At 72.5% G+C, this 16,225-nt stretch carries 14 protein-coding genes; 8 read left to right on the forward strand and 6 right to left on the reverse strand.

Annotated elements, in window-relative coordinates; all coding sequences use genetic code 11:
- Nucleotides 1-36 precede the first annotated feature (36 nt).
- Genes sufC through BJY28_RS13300 form a run of 5 tightly spaced genes read right to left on the reverse strand, consistent with a single transcriptional unit; the run spans nt 37 to nt 4,498 of the window.
- Nucleotides 37-795 (reverse strand): Fe-S cluster assembly ATPase SufC, encoded by a 759-nt coding sequence (sufC, locus tag BJY28_RS13280; RefSeq protein WP_179463424.1) that lies wholly within the window; start codon nt 793-795, stop codon nt 37-39.
- A gap of 57 nt (nt 796-852) precedes the next feature.
- Nucleotides 853-1,176, reverse strand: a complete 324-nt coding sequence (locus BJY28_RS13285) for a non-heme iron oxygenase ferredoxin subunit (RefSeq protein WP_343037114.1) — start codon at nt 1,174-1,176, stop codon at nt 853-855.
- 8 nt (nt 1,177-1,184) lie between these two features.
- Nucleotides 1,185-2,369, reverse strand: coding sequence for a Fe-S cluster assembly protein SufD (gene sufD, locus BJY28_RS13290; protein ID WP_179463426.1), 1,185 nt, complete (start codon nt 2,367-2,369; stop codon nt 1,185-1,187).
- The gene (sufB, locus tag BJY28_RS13295; RefSeq protein ID WP_179463427.1) at nt 2,370-3,791 is read right to left on the reverse strand and encodes a Fe-S cluster assembly protein SufB; all 1,422 of its coding nucleotides are present in this window, start codon (nt 3,789-3,791) and stop codon (nt 2,370-2,372) included.
- The gene (locus tag BJY28_RS13300; RefSeq protein ID WP_179463428.1) at nt 3,788-4,498 is read right to left on the reverse strand and encodes a helix-turn-helix domain-containing protein; all 711 of its coding nucleotides are present in this window, start codon (nt 4,496-4,498) and stop codon (nt 3,788-3,790) included. Before BJY28_RS13300 ends, sufB begins: the two co-directional genes overlap by 4 nt.
- Nucleotides 4,499-4,728: 230 nt before the next feature.
- On the opposite strand from BJY28_RS13300, the gene BJY28_RS13305 reads away from it, so the two are divergent.
- Genes BJY28_RS13305 through BJY28_RS13315 form a run of 3 tightly spaced genes read left to right on the forward strand, consistent with a single transcriptional unit; the run spans nt 4,729 to nt 7,208 of the window.
- Entirely contained in the window at nt 4,729-5,436 is a 708-nt protein-coding gene (locus tag BJY28_RS13305) for an ATP-binding cassette domain-containing protein (protein ID WP_179463429.1), read from the forward strand.
- Nucleotides 5,433-6,212 carry an ABC transporter permease gene (locus BJY28_RS13310; protein ID WP_179463430.1) on the forward strand — a complete coding sequence of 260 codons (780 nt, stop codon included), beginning with the start codon at nt 5,433-5,435 and terminating at the stop codon, nt 6,210-6,212. Before BJY28_RS13305 ends, BJY28_RS13310 begins: the two co-directional genes overlap by 4 nt.
- A 42-nt stretch (nt 6,213-6,254) precedes the next feature.
- A complete protein-coding gene (locus BJY28_RS13315; protein ID WP_343037115.1) occupies nt 6,255-7,208 on the forward strand; it encodes a COX15/CtaA family protein in 954 nt (317 codons plus the stop codon).
- 282 nt (nt 7,209-7,490) lie between these two features.
- Here the strand turns inward: BJY28_RS13315 and BJY28_RS13320 are convergent, their stop codons facing one another.
- Complete coding sequence (locus BJY28_RS13320; protein WP_179463431.1) at nt 7,491-8,435, reverse strand: heme o synthase; 945 nt, start codon at nt 8,433-8,435, stop codon at nt 7,491-7,493.
- A gap of 168 nt (nt 8,436-8,603) precedes the next feature.
- Between BJY28_RS13320 and tkt the strand changes: the two genes are divergently transcribed.
- The 5 genes from tkt to opcA are packed head-to-tail and all read left to right on the forward strand — an operon-like array spanning nt 8,604 to nt 16,225.
- Complete coding sequence (gene tkt, locus BJY28_RS13325; protein WP_179463432.1) at nt 8,604-10,826, forward strand: transketolase; 2,223 nt, start codon at nt 8,604-8,606, stop codon at nt 10,824-10,826.
- Between the two features lie 2 nt (nt 10,827-10,828).
- Nucleotides 10,829-11,950, forward strand: coding sequence for a transaldolase (gene tal, locus BJY28_RS13330; protein ID WP_179463433.1), 1,122 nt, complete (start codon nt 10,829-10,831; stop codon nt 11,948-11,950).
- The gene (locus BJY28_RS13335) at nt 11,947-13,560 is read left to right on the forward strand and encodes a glucose-6-phosphate isomerase (RefSeq protein ID WP_179463434.1); all 1,614 of its coding nucleotides are present in this window, start codon (nt 11,947-11,949) and stop codon (nt 13,558-13,560) included. The genes tal and BJY28_RS13335 overlap by 4 nt, the downstream gene beginning before the upstream one ends.
- Complete coding sequence (gene zwf, locus BJY28_RS13340) at nt 13,557-15,098, forward strand: glucose-6-phosphate dehydrogenase (protein WP_179463435.1); 1,542 nt, start codon at nt 13,557-13,559, stop codon at nt 15,096-15,098. The genes BJY28_RS13335 and zwf overlap by 4 nt, the downstream gene beginning before the upstream one ends.
- Nucleotides 15,095-16,225: a glucose-6-phosphate dehydrogenase assembly protein OpcA gene (gene opcA, locus BJY28_RS13345; RefSeq protein ID WP_179463436.1), complete on the forward strand. Its 1,131-nt coding sequence runs from the start codon at nt 15,095-15,097 to the stop codon at nt 16,223-16,225. Before zwf ends, opcA begins: the two co-directional genes overlap by 4 nt.

Raw genomic sequence — 16,225 nt, forward strand, 5'->3', positions numbered from 1 at the left:
GTCGCTCACCGGGGCTGTCGTCGTGGTCACCGTCGGTCAGGCCCCCGCGGTGATGTAGCGGTCGTAGCCCTCGGCCTCGAGGCGGTCGGCCAGCTCGGGGCCGCCCTCCTCGGCGATCCGGCCGTCGACGAAGACGTGCACGTGGTCGGGGCGGATGTAGCGCAGGATCCGGGTGTAGTGGGTGATCAGCAGCACGCCGGTGTCGTCGCTCTCCCGGACCCGGTTGACGCCCTCGGAGACGACCCGGAGGGCGTCGACGTCCAGCCCGGAGTCGGTCTCGTCGAGCACCGCGATCTTGGGCTGCAGCAGCTCCATCTGGAGGATCTCGTGGCGCTTCTTCTCCCCGCCGGAGAAGCCCTCGTTGACGTTGCGGTCGGCGAAGGCGGAGTCCATCCGCAGCTGGTCCATGCTCGTGCGCACGTCCTTGACCCAGGTGCGCAGCTTCGGCGCCTCGCCGGAGACCGCGGTCTTGGCGGTGCGCAAGAAGTTGCTCACGGTCACGCCGGGCACCTCGACGGGGTACTGCATGGCCAGGAAGAGCCCGGCCCGGGCGCGCTCGTCGACGCTCATCGCCAGCACGTCCTCACCGTCGAGGGTGACGCTGCCGGAGGTCACCGTGTACTTGGGGTGACCGGCGATGGAGTAGGCGAGGGTGGACTTGCCGGATCCGTTGGGGCCCATGATCGCGTGGGTCTGCCCGGACTCGATGGTCAGCGTGACGCCCTTGAGGATCTCCTTGGTGCCCTCTTCGGTCTCCACGCCGACGTGCAGGTCGGTGATCTGAAGGGTTGCCATGTCTCTCGTCTCTCGTTCTCGTTCGTGTCGAAGGGGGTTCGACGTCGGTCTTCGGGCTCAGGCGGTGCGGGCCGGCTGGTCGGACAGGGCCACGTGGACGTCGCCGTCGACGACCTCCACCTGGTGCACGACCACCGGCACGGTGGCCGGCAGGCCGCTCGGGGCCCCGGTGCGCAGGTCGAAGGTCGAGCCGTGCAGCCAGCACTCGATCTGGCAGCCCTCGACCTCGCCCTCGGCGAGCGAGACCTTGCCGTGGGTGCACTCGTCGTCGATGCAGTGCACCGAGCCGTCCTCGGCGCGCACGATGGCCACGACGCGACCGTCGATCTCGGCGCGCGCGGCGCCGACCTCGGGCAGCTCGTCGAGGGCGCAGACCCTCACCCCGGCGGTCACTGCTCCGCCGTCGCCAGCTCGGCCTCGATCGCGCTCATCACGCGCTCGGTGACCTCGGGGACGCCGATCCGCTGGACGATGCTGGCGAAGAAGCCGCGCACCACCAGCCGGCGGGCCTCGTCCTGCGGGATCCCGCGGGACTGCAGGTAGAAGAGCTGCTCGTCGTCGAAGCGGCCGGTGGTCGAGGCGTGCCCGGCACCGGCGATCTCGCCGGTCTCGATCTCCAGGTTGGGGACCGAGTCGGCGCGGGCGCCGTCGGTGAGCACGAGGTTGCGGTTGAGCTCGTAGGTGTCGGTGCCCTCGGCGGCGGCCTGGATGAGGACGTCACCGATCCACACGGTGCGCGCGGTCTCGCCCTGCAGGGCGCCCTTGTACTCGACGTTGCTGCGGCAGTGCGGCGCCTCATGGTCGACGAAGAGCCGGTGCTCGAGGTGCTGCCCGGCGTCGGCGAAGTACACGCCGAGCCCGTCGAAGGACCCGCCGGGGCCGGCGTAGGCGATGCTCGTGTCGTGGCGCACCACGTCGCCGCCGAGGGTGACGACGATGTGCTTGAGGCTGGCGTCCCGGCCGACGAGGCCGTGGTGGCTGGCCAGCTGGACGCTGTCGTCGCGCCACTCGCCGACGGTCACCAGGGTCAGCTCGGCGCCGTCCTCGACGACGATCTCGACGTTCTCGCTGGTGGTCGCCGAGCCGGAGTAGGCCAGCACGACGGTCGCCCGCGAGTGCCGCCCGGCGACGACGACGGTGTGCCCGGCGCTGGCGCCCTCGCTGGAGGCGCCGGTGGTCTCTAGCACGAAGGGCTCGGCCAGCTCGGCCTCCCGCGGGACGGTGAGCAGCCGGACCTCGTCGGCGGCCGCCCAGGCGAGCGCGCTGGCCCGCGAGCCGGGCACGTAGCCGGAGGAGCCGACGGCCTCGTGGTCACGCCCGACGGTCTGCACGGTCACCTGGTCGCTGCCGCGCCCGGAGACGCTCAGCGAGCCGCCCTCGAAGGTGGCGTCGGCGGTCAGCCCGCGCAGCCGGTCCAGCGGGGTGAAGCGCCAGTCCTCCTCGCGGCCGGTGGGGACCTCGAAGTCCTCCGGCCGGTAGGAGCGGGCGCGCTCGGCCCGGGACTGGTCCGGGACGAAGGCCGCGGCGCTGTCGGAGTGCGACCCGGCGCGCGGGGTGTCGGTGAGCAGGCTCATTCAGCCCACGGCTCCTTCCATCTGCAGCTCGATGAGGCGGTTGAGCTCGAGGGCGTACTCCATCGGCAGCTCCTTGGCGATCGGCTCGACGAAGCCGCGCACGATCATCGCCATCGCCTCCTCCTCGGTCATCCCGCGGGACATGAGGTAGAAGAGCTGGTCCTCGGAGACCTTCGAGACGGTCGCCTCGTGGCCCATCTGCACGTCGTCCTCGCGGACGTCGACGTAGGGGTAGGTGTCGGAGCGGCTGATCGTGTCGACCAGCAGCGCGTCGCAGACCACCGAGCTCTTCGACCCGGCGGCGCCCTCGAGCACCTGCACCAGCCCGCGGTAGGAGGTCCGGCCGCCGCCACGGGCGACGGACTTGCTGATGATCGAGCTCGAGGTGTTCGGCGCGGCGTGCACCATCTTCGCGCCGGCGTCCTGGTGCTGGCCCTCGCCGGCGAAGGCGATCGAGAGGGTCTCCCCCTTCGCCTGCTCGCCCATGAGGAAGACGGCCGGGTACTTCATCGTCACCTTGGACCCGATGTTGCCGTCGACCCACTCCATGGTGGCGCCCTCGGCGCAGGTGGCCCGCTTGGTGACGAGGTTGTAGACGTTGTTCGACCAGTTCTGGATGGTCGTGTACCGGACCCGGGCGTCCTTCTTCACGACGATCTCGACGACCGCGCTGTGCAGGCTGTCGGTCTTGTAGATCGGCGCGGTGCACCCCTCGACGTAGTGCACGTAGCTGCCCTCGTCGGCGATGATCAGCGTCCGCTCGAACTGGCCCATGTTCTCGGTGTTGATCCGGAAGTAGGCCTGCAGCGGGATGTCGACGTGCACGCCCGGCGGGACGTAGATGAAGGAGCCGCCGGACCACACCGCGGTGTTCAGCGCGGAGAACTTGTTGTCGCCGGCCGGGATGACGGTGCCGAAGTACTCGCGGAAGAGGTCCTCGTGCTCGCGCAGCCCGCTGTCGGTGTCGACGAAGATGACGCCCTGCTCCTCCAGGTCCTCGCGGATCTGGTGGTAGACGACCTCGGACTCGTACTGGGCGGCGACGCCGGCGACGAGGCGCTGCTTCTCCGCCTCGGGGATGCCGAGCTTGTCGTAGGTGTTCTTGATGTCCTCGGGCAGGTCCTCCCAGCTCGTGGCCTGCTGCTCGGTGGACTTCACGAAGTACTTGATGTTCTGGAAGTCGATCCCGGTGAGGTCGCTGCCCCAGGACGGCATCGGCTTCTTGCCGAAGAGGCGCAGCGCCTTCAGCCGGAGGTCCCGCATCCACTGCGGCTCGGACTTGCGGTCGGCGATGTCGGTGACGACCGCCTCGTTCAGCCCGCGCTGCGCGGAGGCGCCGGCGCTGTCGGAGTCGGACCAGCCGTACTCGTAGCGGCCGATGCCCTTGAGTCCGGGGTTGAGCTCTTCGATGTTCGTGCTCATCGCTTGGACCTCTCTGTCGTGGGGACGAAGGTGGTGCAGACGTGGTCGCCGTGGGCCAGGGTGGCCAGGCGCTGGACATGGACGCCGAGCAGCCGGGAGAAGGCGTCCGCCTCCGCCTCGCACAGCTCGGGGAACTCGCTGGCGACGTGCTGCACCGGGCAGTGCCCCTGGCACAGCTGGACGCCCACGGTGCGGCGGCCGCGACGGTCGTCGGGGCCCTGCAGCGGTCGCGCGCTGGCGGCGAAGCCGTCGCCGCGCAGCGCCTCGACCAGCGCGTCGGTGCGGGCCCGGGGGTCGTCCCCGGCGGCGGCGATCTCGTCGGCGTAGCGGGTCTCGACCTCGCGCACCCGTTGCTCGGCGAAGGCACGCACGGCACCGTCGCCGGCGTGCTCCCGCAGGAAGCGTACGGCGTCGGCGGCCAGCACGTCGTAGTCGGCCGGCAGCGCGTCGTGGCCGGTGTCGCTGAGCACCCAGGACCGGGCGGGTCGGCCGCGGCCGCGCTTGCCGCCGGTCTCGCGGCTGACGATGAGGCCGCCGGCGGCCAGGTGGTCGAGGTGGCGGCGAACGCCGGTGGCGGTCAGACCGAGCTCGTCGGCCACCTGGGCAGCGGTGATCGGCCCGCCCTCGGTGATCGCCTCGAGGACGCGGTCACGGGTGCGGGCGTCGGCTGGTTCCGCCGCGCTCTGGTGCACATCCGTATTAACCACACAGCCATGTTATGTAATTCCCGGGCGGTGGCAACGAAGGCAGTCCTTACCCCCTTCGCCTCTCCAGGCGCCGCCAAGACACCCCTGAACCGCTGACAGATGGCGACACGCGGATGCCGTCCGCCGGAGGTCGGCGTGTCACCATCCGTCAGCGGGTGCGGATGCGCCCGGTCTGGCACGCACGCCCCTGACCGCACGGCCCCGACCGGGCGCCCGTAGACTGCCCGCCCGTGAGCGAGGCCGTGCGCGTCGAGAACCTCCGCCGGGCCTTCGGCTCGACGGTGGCCGTCGCCGATGCCTCCTGGAGCGCGGCCGCCGGGGCGATCACCTGCGTGCTCGGACCCAACGGCGCGGGCAAAACCACGGTCATGGAGTGCCTCGGCGGGCTGCAGCGCCCCGACGACGGGCGGGCCCGGGTGCTCGGCACCGACCCCTGGCGCGCGCCCGCCGCGCACCGCGCCCGGGTCGGGGTGATGCTGCAGGACGGCGGGCTCCCCCAGTCCGCGACCCCCCGGCGGCTGCTGACGCACCTCTCCCGGCTGGTGGCTGGCCCCACCCGGACCGCCGAGCTGATGGAGCGGCTCGACCTGGACGGTCGGGCGGGCCGCCCGATCCGCCGGCTCAGCGGCGGCGAGAAGCAGCGGGTCGCCCTGGTCGCGGCGCTGCTGCACCGCCCCGAGGTGGCCCTGCTCGACGAGCCGTCGGCCGGCCTGGACCCGCACGCCCGGCGCGAGGTCTGGCGGCTGCTGCGCCAGGTCGCCGACGACGGCGCCGCGGTCGTGGTCACCACGCACTCCTTCGACGAGGCCGAGCGCATCGGCGACCGGGTGGTCATCTTGCACCGCGGCCGGGTCGCCGCCGACGCCCCCACCGCGGAGCTCGCCCAGGGCACCGGGCTCGAGGCCCGCTACTTCGCCCTCACCGAGGAGCAGGCATGACGTCGCCCGCCCCCACCTCGGGCACCGGCCCCACCCGCCCGGCGCCGCCGGCCCGCCGGGTCCTCGCCCAGGCCGCCTTCGAGACCCGCACCCTGCTCGGCAACGGCGAGCAGCTGCTCGTCGCCGTGGTGCTGCCGGCGCTGGCGCTGATCGCGCTGCACCTGACCGACGTCCCCGACCTCGGCCCCGGATCCCGCACCGACCTCGCCACGGCTGGGGTGCTCGGCCTGGCCGTGGTCTCCACCGCCTTCACCGGGCAGGCAATCCAGACCGGCTTCGACCGGCGCTACGGCGTGCTCCGGCTGCTCGGGACGACACCCCTGGGCCGCGACGGGCTGCTGCTGGCGAAGATGCTCGCGGTGGCCGTGGTCCTGGCCGTCCAGGTGGTGCTGCTCTCCGTCCTCGCCCTGGCGCTGGGCTGGTGGCCCGAGCTCGCCGCCCTGCCGGGCGCGGTGCTCACCCTGGCCCTGGGCGGCGCCGCCTTCGTCGCCCTGGCGCTGGTGCTCGCCGGGACCATGCGCGCCGAGGCGGTGCTGGCCGTCGCCAACCTGCTCTGGGTGCTGCTGCTCGGTGCCGGCGGGCTGGTCCTGTCCGCCGACCAGATGCCCGACGCGGTCGGCGGCCTGGTGCGCTGGCTGCCGTCGGCGGCCCTCGGTGACGCGCTGCGGGCCGGCCTCGTCGACGGCGTGGTGCCCTGGCGCGAGTGGGGCCTGCTCGCGCTGTGGGCGCTGGGTCTGGGCGCGCTGGCCGCCCGCACCTTCCGATGGGACGACTGAGCCGCTGACGTGCCGCTGGAGCGCGCCGCATACCGTGGAGGGGTGAGCGCGACCCTGGCCCCGACCTCCCCCGACCGGGCGCTGCGCCCGGCGACCCACCCCTGGCTGCGCCGCATCCTCTGGCTCAACCTCGTCGTCGAGGTCGGCATCGTCGTCACCGGCGGGCTGGTCCGGCTCACCGGCAGCGGGCTGGGATGCCCGACCTGGCCCGAGTGCGTCCCCGGGTCGTACACCCCGACGGTCGAGCAGGCCGAGGGCTTCCACAAGGTCATCGAGTTCGGCAACCGCACCCTCACCGGGCTGCTGGGCCTGGTCGCCGTCGCTCTCGTCGTCGCGCTGTGGCGCTGGGCCCGGGAGCGGCGCGAGCTGCTGCTGGGCGCCCTCGGCGTGCTCGTCGGGGTCGCCGCGCAGGCCGTGGTCGGCGGCATCACCGTACTCACCGGCCTGAACCCGTGGATCGTCGCCTTCCACCTGCTCGCGTCGATGTTCCTCATCGCCGTCTCCGCCTGGCTGGTGTGGCGCTCCGGCCAGCCCGGCGGGCGGCTGCCGCTGGCCGTGCACCCGCTGGTGCACCGGCTCAGCTGGGCGGTGGTCGCGATGACCGCGGTCGTGCTCGTCCTCGGCACGATCGTCACCGGCTCCGGCCCGCACTCCGGGGATGCCGACGAGCCGGCCCGCACCGGCTTCGACCCGCGCACGGTCTCCTGGCTCCACGCCGACAGCGTCATGCTCTTCGCCGGGCTGGTCGTCGCGGTGTGGGTCGGTGCCCGGCTCAGCGGCCGGAGCCCGGCCCCGGCGCGAGCCTGGGGGGTCGTCGCGCTGGTCACGCTCGCCCAGGGCGGCATCGGCTACGTGCAGTACCTCACCGACCTGCCGGAGGCGCTGGTGCTGGCCCACATGCTCGGCGCCTGCCTCCTCGTCGTCGCGGTCACCCGAGCGATGGTGCTGCAGCGTCAGCCCGTCGGGGCGGATGCTCAGACTGCTGTGCACGGCTAGCGAGCGCTCTGGTGCACTGCCCCGCCCGACTGCATGCTGCCGGTGCGGCCACGGTCGGGCCCTGAGGCGGCGACCGTGCCCGCACCGGCAGCCATCCCTCGTCCCGACTTGGTTCCCCCCAGGTACGGGATGAAGGACTGGCCTCCCCCCCGGGCGGCACCCCGGACGTGTCGCCGGGGCCAGTGGTCCCACTCTCCGCCCACCTGAGAGAAGGGTCAAGAGACCGTCAAGAAAACACCAAGAAACAGTAAGGGGGGCCTAGTTCTTGCTAGTTCGGTCGAACTAGGCCAACGGGAGGTGCAGCAGTGGGTCGACAGCGACCCCGAGGAAGAGCACCGAGACGTAGGTGATCGAGAAGTGGAAGAGGCGCATCGGGCGCAGCACGGACTGCGCGGCGCCACGCCGGGCCTCCCGCAGCAGCCGGTGCGCCTCGAGGACGAACATCGCCCCGGAGACCAGCGCCGCCACCAGGTAGACCCAGCCCATGTTGGCGACCGGGACGAGCACCAGCGAGGTCGCCACCATCACCCAGGAGTAGGCGACGATCTGCTTCGCCACGGTGGTCTGCTGGTGGACCACCGGGGCCATCGGCACGCCCGCCCGGGCGTAGTCCTCGGTGAACCGCATCGACAGCGGCCAGTAGTGCGGCGGGGTCCAGAAGAAGATGACGAGGAAGAGGATGACCGCCGGCCAGCCGACCTCGTCCCGGACCGCGGACCAGCCGATGAGCGTGGGCATGCATCCGGCGACCCCGCCCCAGACGATGTTCTGCGCCGTGCGGCGCTTGAGGATCATCGTGTAGCCGACCGCGTAGAGCACGATCGCGCCGAGGCTGAGCATCGCCGAGAGCGGGTTGACCAGCCACCAGAGCCAGGCCGTGGAGAGAGCGGCCAGCGCCACCCCGAAGATCGTCGCGGCCCGCGGGGAGACCGCACCGGTGACCAGCGGGCGGTGCGCGGTGCGGCCCATCTGGGCATCGATGTCCCGGTCGTAGACCATGTTGAAGGTGTTCGCGGCGCCGGCGCTGAGCGTCCCGCCGACGAGGGTGGCCAGCACCAGCCACAGGTCCGGGACGCCGCGCTCGGCGAGGAACATCACCGGGACCGTGGTGACCAGCAGCAGCTCGATGATCCGCGGCTTGGTCAGGGCGACGTACGCCGCGAGGGTCGCCCGCCACCCGGGTGAGGTCGTCGCCGCAGGGGTGCGGGTCGACTCGGCGGTGGTCACGAAGCAACCTCAGACATCGGACGGTGGCAGGAGGGGTGCGGCCGGGGCCGCAGGCAGAAGTCTACCGCCGCACGATCGGGGGTGGACGCCCACCCGCCGGGACGACGTGGCGTCCGCCCGCGGGTCTAGGGTGGTGCGTGACACCACAGCACCGTTGCGAAAGGCCTGATGTTGAGCACGGACACCGCCACCCCGAAGGCCACGAAGAAGAAGGCCTCGACGAAGTCCTCCGGGAAGCGCACCAAGACCTCGTCCGCCGCGACCGCCGGTCGCTCCCCCGAGCTGGCACCGCCGACGGCGAAGAAGGCCGGCTGGAGCGACCTGGACGTCCGCGCCGTGGACACCGTGCGGGTGCTCGCCGCCGACGCGGTGCAGCACAAGGGTGACGGGCACCCCGGCACCGCGATGAGCCTCGCCCCTGCCGCCTACCTGCTCTACCAGCAGGTGATGACGCACGACCCCAGCGACCCGGCCTGGCTCGGCCGCGATCGCTTCGTCCTCTCCTGCGGGCACTCCAGCCTCACCCAGTACCTGCAGCTCTACCTCAGCGGCTACGGCCTCGAGATCGAGGACCTGCAGCAGCTGCGCACCTGGGGCTCGCTGACCCCCGGCCACCCCGAGGTGGGGCACACCGCCGGGGTCGAGGTGACCACCGGGCCGCTGGGCTCCGGGCTGGCCACCGCGGTCGGAATGGCCATGGCGCAGCGCCGCCAGCGCGGGATGCTCGACCCCGACGCCAAGGCCGGGGAGTCCCCCTTCGACCACCACGTCTGGGTGCTCGCCTCCGACGGCGACATCATGGAGGGCGTCGCCAGCGAGGCCTCCTCGCTGGCCGGTCACCAGGAGCTGGCCAACCTCACGGTCATCTACGACGCCAACCAGATCTCCATCGAGGACGACACCGACATCTCCTTCAGCGAGGACGCCGCCGCCCGCTACGCCGCCTACGGCTGGGACACCGTCGTCGTCGACTGGCGCAAGAAGGGCGACGGCTCCGCCTACGTCGAGGACGTCGACGCCCTGCTCAAGGCCTGCGAGAAGTCCAAGCGCTCGAAGAAGCCCACCTTCATCGAGCTGCGCACGATCATCGCCTGGCCGGCCCCCACCAAGCAGGACACCGGCGCCGCGCACGGCTCCGCGCTCGGCGAGGACGAGGTCGCCGAGACCAAGAAGCTGCTCGGCTTCGACCCGGAGAAGTCCTTCGCCGTCGAGCCCAAGGTCGTCAACCACGCCCGCAAGGTCGTCACCCGCGGCAAGAAGGCGCACCAGGCCTGGGACAAGACCTACGCGGCGTGGCGCACGGCCAACCCGGAGCGGGCCGAGCTGCTCGACCGGCTCGTCGCCGGCGAGCCGCCGAAGGGCCTGGCCCGTGCGCTGCCGCGCTTCCCGGCGGACGAGAAGGGGATGGCCACCCGGGCTGCGTCCGGCGACGTGCTCAGCGCGCTCGCCGACGTCATGCCCGAGCTGTGGGGCGGCTCGGCCGACCTGGCCGGCAGCAACAACACGACGATGGACGACGTCACCTCGTTCGTGCCGAAGAAGAAGGCCACCGAGAAGTTCCCCGGCGGGCCCTACGGGCGCACCCTGCACTTCGGCATCCGCGAGAACGCCATGGGCATGGCCCTCAACGGCATCGCCCTGGAGGGCCTGACCCGCCCCTACGGCGGCACCTTCCTCGTCTTCTCCGACTACATGCGCCCGGCGGTGCGTCTGGCCAGCCTGCAGCAGCTGCCGGTGACCTTCGTGTGGACGCACGACTCCATCGGCCTCGGCGAGGACGGACCCACCCACCAGCCGATCGAGCACCTGGCCAGCCTGCGGGCGATGCCCGGCCTCGACGTCGTCCGTCCGGCCGACGCCAACGAGACCTCGGTCGTCTGGGGCCAGATCCTCAAGCAGCGCGGGACCGCGGCCCTGGCGCTGAGCCGGCAGAAGCTGCCGGTGCTGGACCGGTCCACCTACGCCAAGGCGTCCGGGGCGGCGAAGGGCGGCTACGTCCTGTCCGAGGCGAGCGACGGCAGCCCGCAGGTCATCCTCGTGGCCACCGGCTCCGAGGTGGCCATCGCCCTGGAGGCGCAGCGCACCCTCGAGCGCCGCGGCACCCCGACCCGGGTGGTCTCGATGCCCTGCCGCGAGTGGTTCGACCGGCAGACCGCCCGCTACCGCGAGTCGGTGCTCCCGGCCGCGGTCCGCGCCCGGGTCAGCGTCGAGGCCGGCGTCGCGATGCCCTGGCGGGACATCGTCGGCGACGCCGGGCGCAGCGTGTCCGTCGAGCACTTCGGCGCCAGCGCCGACTACCAGACCCTGTACGAGAAGTTCGGCCTCACCCCGGCCGCGGTCGTCAAGGCCGCCAAGGAGTCGATCAAGGCCGCGTCCACGAGCGGAGAGTGACCATGACCCAGCCCGCACCCATCCAGGCCCTGGCCGACGCCGGAGTCTCCGTCTGGCTCGACGACCTCTCCCGCGAGCGGCTGCGCAGCGGCAACCTCGCCGAGGTCATCGAGACCAAGGGGATCGTCGGCGTCACCACCAACCCGTCGATCTTCCAGGCCGCGCTCGCCGAGGGCGACGCCTACGATGCGCAGGCGGCCGAGCTCGCCGGCTCCGGCGCCGACGTCGACGAGGCCGTCTTCCGGATGACCACCGACGACGTTCGCGAGGCGTGCGACCTCTTCCGGCCGATCTACGAGCGCACCGACGGCCTCGATGGCCGGGTCTCCATCGAGGTCGACCCGCGCCTGGCCCGCAAGACCGAGGAGACCGTCGCCGAGGCGAAGAAGCTCGCCGCCGCGGTGGACCGGCCGCAGGTCTACATCAAGATCCCGGCCACCCAGGAGGGCCTGCCGGCGATCACCGCGGTCATCGCCGAGGGAATCAGCGTCAACGTCACCCTGATCTTCTCCCTGGAGCGCTACCGCGCGGTGATGAACGCCTACCTCGAGGGCCTGGAGCAGGCGCTCGCGGCCGGCAAGGACCTGTCCACGATCCACTCGGTCGCCTCCTTCTTCGTCTCCCGGGTCGACAGCGAGATCGACTCCCGCCTCGAGGCGATCGGGAGCAAGGAGGCGCTGGCGCTGCGCGGCAAGGCGGCGGTGGCCAACGCCCGGTTGGCCTACCAGGCCTTCGAGGAGGTCTTCGCCACCCCGCGCTGGCAGCGCCTGGCCGACGAGGGCGCCAACCTGCAGCGTCCGCTGTGGGCCTCCACCGGCGTGAAGAACCCCGACTACCCGGACACCCTCTACGTCACCGACCTGGTCGCCGCCAGCACGGTCAACACCATGCCGGAGAATACCCTGGACGCGGTGATCGACCACGGCGAGGTCACCGGCGACGAGGTCACCGGCCGCTACGCCGAGGCGCAGCAGGTCCTCGACGACCTGGACGGCCTCGGCATCTCCTACACCGACGTCACCGAGCAGCTCGAGCGCGAGGGCGTGGAGAAGTTCGAGCAGGCCTGGGGCGAGCTCCTCGAGGGTGTCTCGGCCGAGCTGGCGAAGGCCGTGACCGCCCGATGAGCGGGCTGTCGGTGACCGCGGCCGGCGTCGCCGCCGACGCGGTCGAGGAGCACCTGCCCGCGCTCGTCGAGGAACGCTTCGCCAGCCGCCTTTTCGACCAGGACGCCACGCTGTGGGGCGAGGACGCGCAGGACGAGGCGAGCAAGCGCCTCTCCTGGGTCGGGCTGGCCCGCGGCTCCCGGCACCTCGTCGGCGAGATCGCCGCTCTGCGGGACACGCTGCGCGAGCGCGGGGTCGACCGGATCGTGCTGTGCGGCATGGGCGGCTCGTCGCTGGCCCCGGAGGTCATCTGCGGCACCGCTGACGTGCCGCTCGTGGTGCTCGACTCCAGCCACCCGGACGTCGTCCGGGCTGCCGCGGCGGACGTCTCCACCACCGCCGTCGTCGTCTCCAGCAAGTCCGGCTCCACGGTGGAGACCGACAGCCAGCGCCGGGTCTTCGAGCAGGCCTTCCGCGACGCCGGCATCGACCCGGCCGAGCGGATCGTCGTGGTCACCGACCCGGGCAGCCCGCTGGACGAGCAGTCCCGGGAGCAGGGCTACCACGTCATCAACGCCGACCCCGGTGTCGGCGGGCGCTACTCCGCGCTCACCGCCTTCGGCCTCGTCCCCTCCGGCCTGGCCGGCGCCGACGTCGAGCAGCTGCTCGACGACGCCGAGACCATGACCGACCTGCTCGCCGAGGACGACGAGGCCAACCCCGGCCTGCGCCTCGGCGCGGCGCTGGGCGGCACCGACCCGCTGCGGGACAAGATCTACCTCGTCGACCACGGCACCGAGCTCGTCGGCTTCGGCGACTGGGCCGAGCAGCTCATCGCCGAGTCCACCGGCAAGCTGGGCACCGGCCTGCTGCCGGTCGTGCTCGGCCGCGCCAGCAGCACCCCTCCCCCGGCCGACGCCACCGTGGTGCGTCTGGTGGCGGCCGACGACGAGGACCCCGAGCCGGGCAGCGCCCCCTCGACGGTCGACGTCTCCGGCAGCCTCGGCGGGCAGTTCCTGCTCTGGGAGGTGGCCACGGCGGTGGCCGGTCGCCTGCTGGCGATCAACCCCTTCGACCAGCCGGACGTGGAGAGCGCGAAGGCGGCCGCCCGCGAGCTGCTCGACGGCTCGACCGGGAGCGCCGCCCCGGCCGCGGCCACCGACGGCGCCGTCGAGATCCGGCAGGCCGGCGGCGACTGGCTCGACGGGGCGACCACCGTATCCGGGGCCCTGGACGCCCTGCTGGCCCAGCTCGGCGAGACCGGCTACCTGGCGGTGATGGCCTACCTCGACCGTGAGGAGGACACCGGTCTGCCGGACGTCGCCGACAGCCTGGCCGAGCGCACCGGCCGACCGGTGACCTTCGGCTGGGGGCCACGCTTCCTGCACTCCACCGGGCAGTACCACAAGGGCGGCCCGGCCACCGGTGTCTACCTGCAGATCACCGAGGACCCCCAGCAGGACCTCGAGGTCCCTGGCCGCGAGTTCACCCTCGGGCAGTTCATCGCCGCGCAGGCCGGCGGGGACGCCCAGGTGCTCGCCGACAAGGGCCGCCCGGTGCTCCGGCTGCACCTGACCGACCACGCGGCCGGGCTGGAGCAGCTGCGCCGGGTGCTGGGCGGTCGCGGGTGAGCCCGGCGCGCGTCTCGGCCACCCACAACCCGCTGCGCGACCCGGCCGACAAGCGGCTGCAGCGGATCGCCGGTCCCTGCAGCCTGGTCCTCTTCGGGGTGACCGGCGACCTGGCCCGCAAGAAGCTGCTGCCGGCGATCTACGACCTGGCCAACCGTGGGCTGCTGCCGCCCGGCTTCAGCCTGGTCGGCTTCGCTCGGCGCGACTGGGAGGACCAGGACTTCGGCAAGGTCGTCTACGAGGCGGTCAAGGAGCACGCCCGCACCCCCTTCCGCGAAGCGGTGTGGCGCACCCTGGCCGAGGGCTTCCGGTTCGTCCCGGGCACCTTCGACGACCCGGCCGCCTTCGACCTGCTCGCCGAGACGGTCCGTGAGCTCGACGAGGAGCGGGGCACCGGCGGCAACCACGCCTTCTACCTCTCCATCCCGCCGGGCTCGTTCTCCACGGTCTGCCAGCAGCTGCAGCGCTCCGGGCTGACCGAGGGCAGCGACGAGTCGTGGCGCCGGGTGATCATCGAGAAGCCGTTCGGGCACGACCTGCAGAGCGCCCAGGAGCTCAACCGGATCATCGAGGAGGTCTTCCCGCAGGACGCGATCTTCCGGATCGACCACTACCTCGGCAAGGAGACGGTGCAGAACCTGCTGGCGCTGCGCTTCGCCAACCAGCTCTTCGAGCCGGTGTGGAACAGCCACTACGTCGACCACGTCCAGATCACCATGGCCGAGGACATCGGCATCGGCGGCCGGGCCGGCTACTACGACGGGATCGGCGCCGCCCGCGACGTCATCCAGAACCACCTGCTGCAGCTGCTGGCGCTCACCGCGATGGAGGAGCCGACGAGCTTCGAGGCGGACGCGCTGCGCGCGGAGAAGGAGAAGGTGCTCTCCTGCGTGCGGCTGCCCAAGGACCTGGGCCGGGCCACCGCGCGCGGGCAGTACGCGGCCGGCTGGCAGGGCGGCGAGCAGGTGCGCGGCTACCTCCAGGAGGACGGCGTCGGCGACGGCTCGACCACCGAGACGTACGCGGCGGTTCGCCTGGACGTCGACACCCGCCGCTGGGCCGGGGTCCCCTTCTACCTGCGCACCGGCAAGCGGCTGGGGCGGCGGGTGACCGAGATCGCCGTCGTCTTCAAGCGGGCCCCGCACCTGCCCTTCACCGACACCGAGACCGAGGAGCTCGGCCAGAACGCCGTGGTCATCCGGGTCCAGCCCGACGAAGGGATCACCATGCGCTTCGGCGCGAAGGTCCCGGGCAACCAGATGGAGGTGCGCGACGTGACCATGGACTTCGGCTACGGCCGTGCCTTCACCGAGACCAGCCCGGAGGCCTACGAGCGGCTCATCCTCGACGTGCTGCTCGGGGACCCGCCGCTCTTCCCGCGGCACACCGAGGTGGACCTCTCCTGGCAGATCCTCGACCCGATCGAGCGGTACTGGGCGAAGCAGAAGACGGTCGACCAGTACCCCGCGGGGACGTGGGGGCCCGACTCCGCCGACGAGATGATGGCCCGCGACGGCCGCACCTGGAGGATGCCGTGATCGTCGACCTGCCCAGCACCTCCTCGACCGAGGTGAACAAGCGCCTGGTGACGATGCGCCAGGACGTCGGCGCGCTGGCCCTCTCCCGGGTGCTCACCCTCGTGGTCGTCGTCGACGCCGAGGACGAGGCCGAGGCGGCCGTGGCGCTGGCCGGCGAGGCCAGCCACCAGCACCCGTGCCGGATCGTCACGGTGGTCACCGGCAACCGTCGTGGCGCTGCCCGGATGGACGCCCAGATCCGGGTCGGCGGGGACGCCGGGGCCAGCGAGATCGTCCTGCTGCGGCTCTACGGCCCGCTGGCCGGGCACGCCCGCAGCGTGGTCATCCCGCTGCTGCTGCCGGACTCGCCGGTCGTCGTGTGGTGGCCCGGCGCCCCGCCAAAGGACCCGGCCAGCGACCCGATCGGGCAGATGGCCCAGCGCCGGATCACCGACCTGGCCCGGGCGCCCCGGCCGGCGTCGGCGATGAAGCAGCTGGCGCAGCACTACTCCCCCGGTGACACCGATCTGGCCTGGTCCCGGATCACCCGGTGGCGGGGCCTGCTGGCCACGGCGCTGGACCGGCGCCCCTTCGAGCCGGTCGAGGCGGCCGTCGTGGCGGGGGCGAGCGACTCCCCCTCCACCGATCTGCTCGCCGGCTGGCTGCAGCACCGGCTGCGCTGCCCGGTCACGATCGTCCGTTCGGCGGACCGCTCCGGCATCGTCAGCGTGCGGCTGGAGCGTCGCTCCGGCAACGTCGACCTGGTGCGGCCGCACGACGGCGACACCGCCACCCTGGACCAGCCGGGCCAGCCGCAGCGGGCGCTGGCGCTGGCCCACCGCAGCGACGCCGAGAGCCTCGCCGACGAGCTGAGCCGCCTCGACCCGGACGAGATCTACGACCAGGCGCTGCGCAAGGGCCTGCCGCAGGTCACCCGCAGCCGCTCCAGCATGGCGGACGCGGTCCGCCGCGGCGACGCCCCGTCCGTCTCCGCCTCTCGCGAGGCGGCGGCCCGGATCGCCAAGCGCTCCGGGCGCCGGGGCTCCAGCGCCATGGTGGAGGCCGAGCCGGAGGCCGCGTCCTCGGAGCCGGAGACCGTGCACGAGGCGGCCGCCGAACGGCTGCAGGCCAAGCGCGAGGAGGACTGA

Origin of the sequence: Janibacter alkaliphilus (assembly GCF_013408565.1) — a bacterium.
Lineage (GTDB): Bacteria > Actinomycetota > Actinomycetes > Actinomycetales > Dermatophilaceae > Janibacter > Janibacter alkaliphilus.

Coding starts and splice junctions, on each gene's coding strand:
- sufC (WP_179463424.1), bottom strand. CDS start 795: ATGGCAACCCTTCAGATCACCGACCTGCACGTCGGCGTGGAGACCGAA.
- sufB (WP_179463427.1), bottom strand. CDS start 3,791: ATGAGCACGAACATCGAAGAGCTCAACCCCGGACTCAAGGGCATCGGC.
- BJY28_RS13335 (WP_179463434.1), top strand. CDS start 11,947: ATGAGCGGGCTGTCGGTGACCGCGGCCGGCGTCGCCGCCGACGCGGTC.
- BJY28_RS13310 (WP_179463430.1), top strand. CDS start 5,433: ATGACGTCGCCCGCCCCCACCTCGGGCACCGGCCCCACCCGCCCGGCG.
- tkt (WP_179463432.1), top strand. CDS start 8,604: ATGTTGAGCACGGACACCGCCACCCCGAAGGCCACGAAGAAGAAGGCC.
- sufD (WP_179463426.1), bottom strand. CDS start 2,369: ATGAGCCTGCTCACCGACACCCCGCGCGCCGGGTCGCACTCCGACAGC.
- tal (WP_179463433.1), top strand. CDS start 10,829: ATGACCCAGCCCGCACCCATCCAGGCCCTGGCCGACGCCGGAGTCTCC.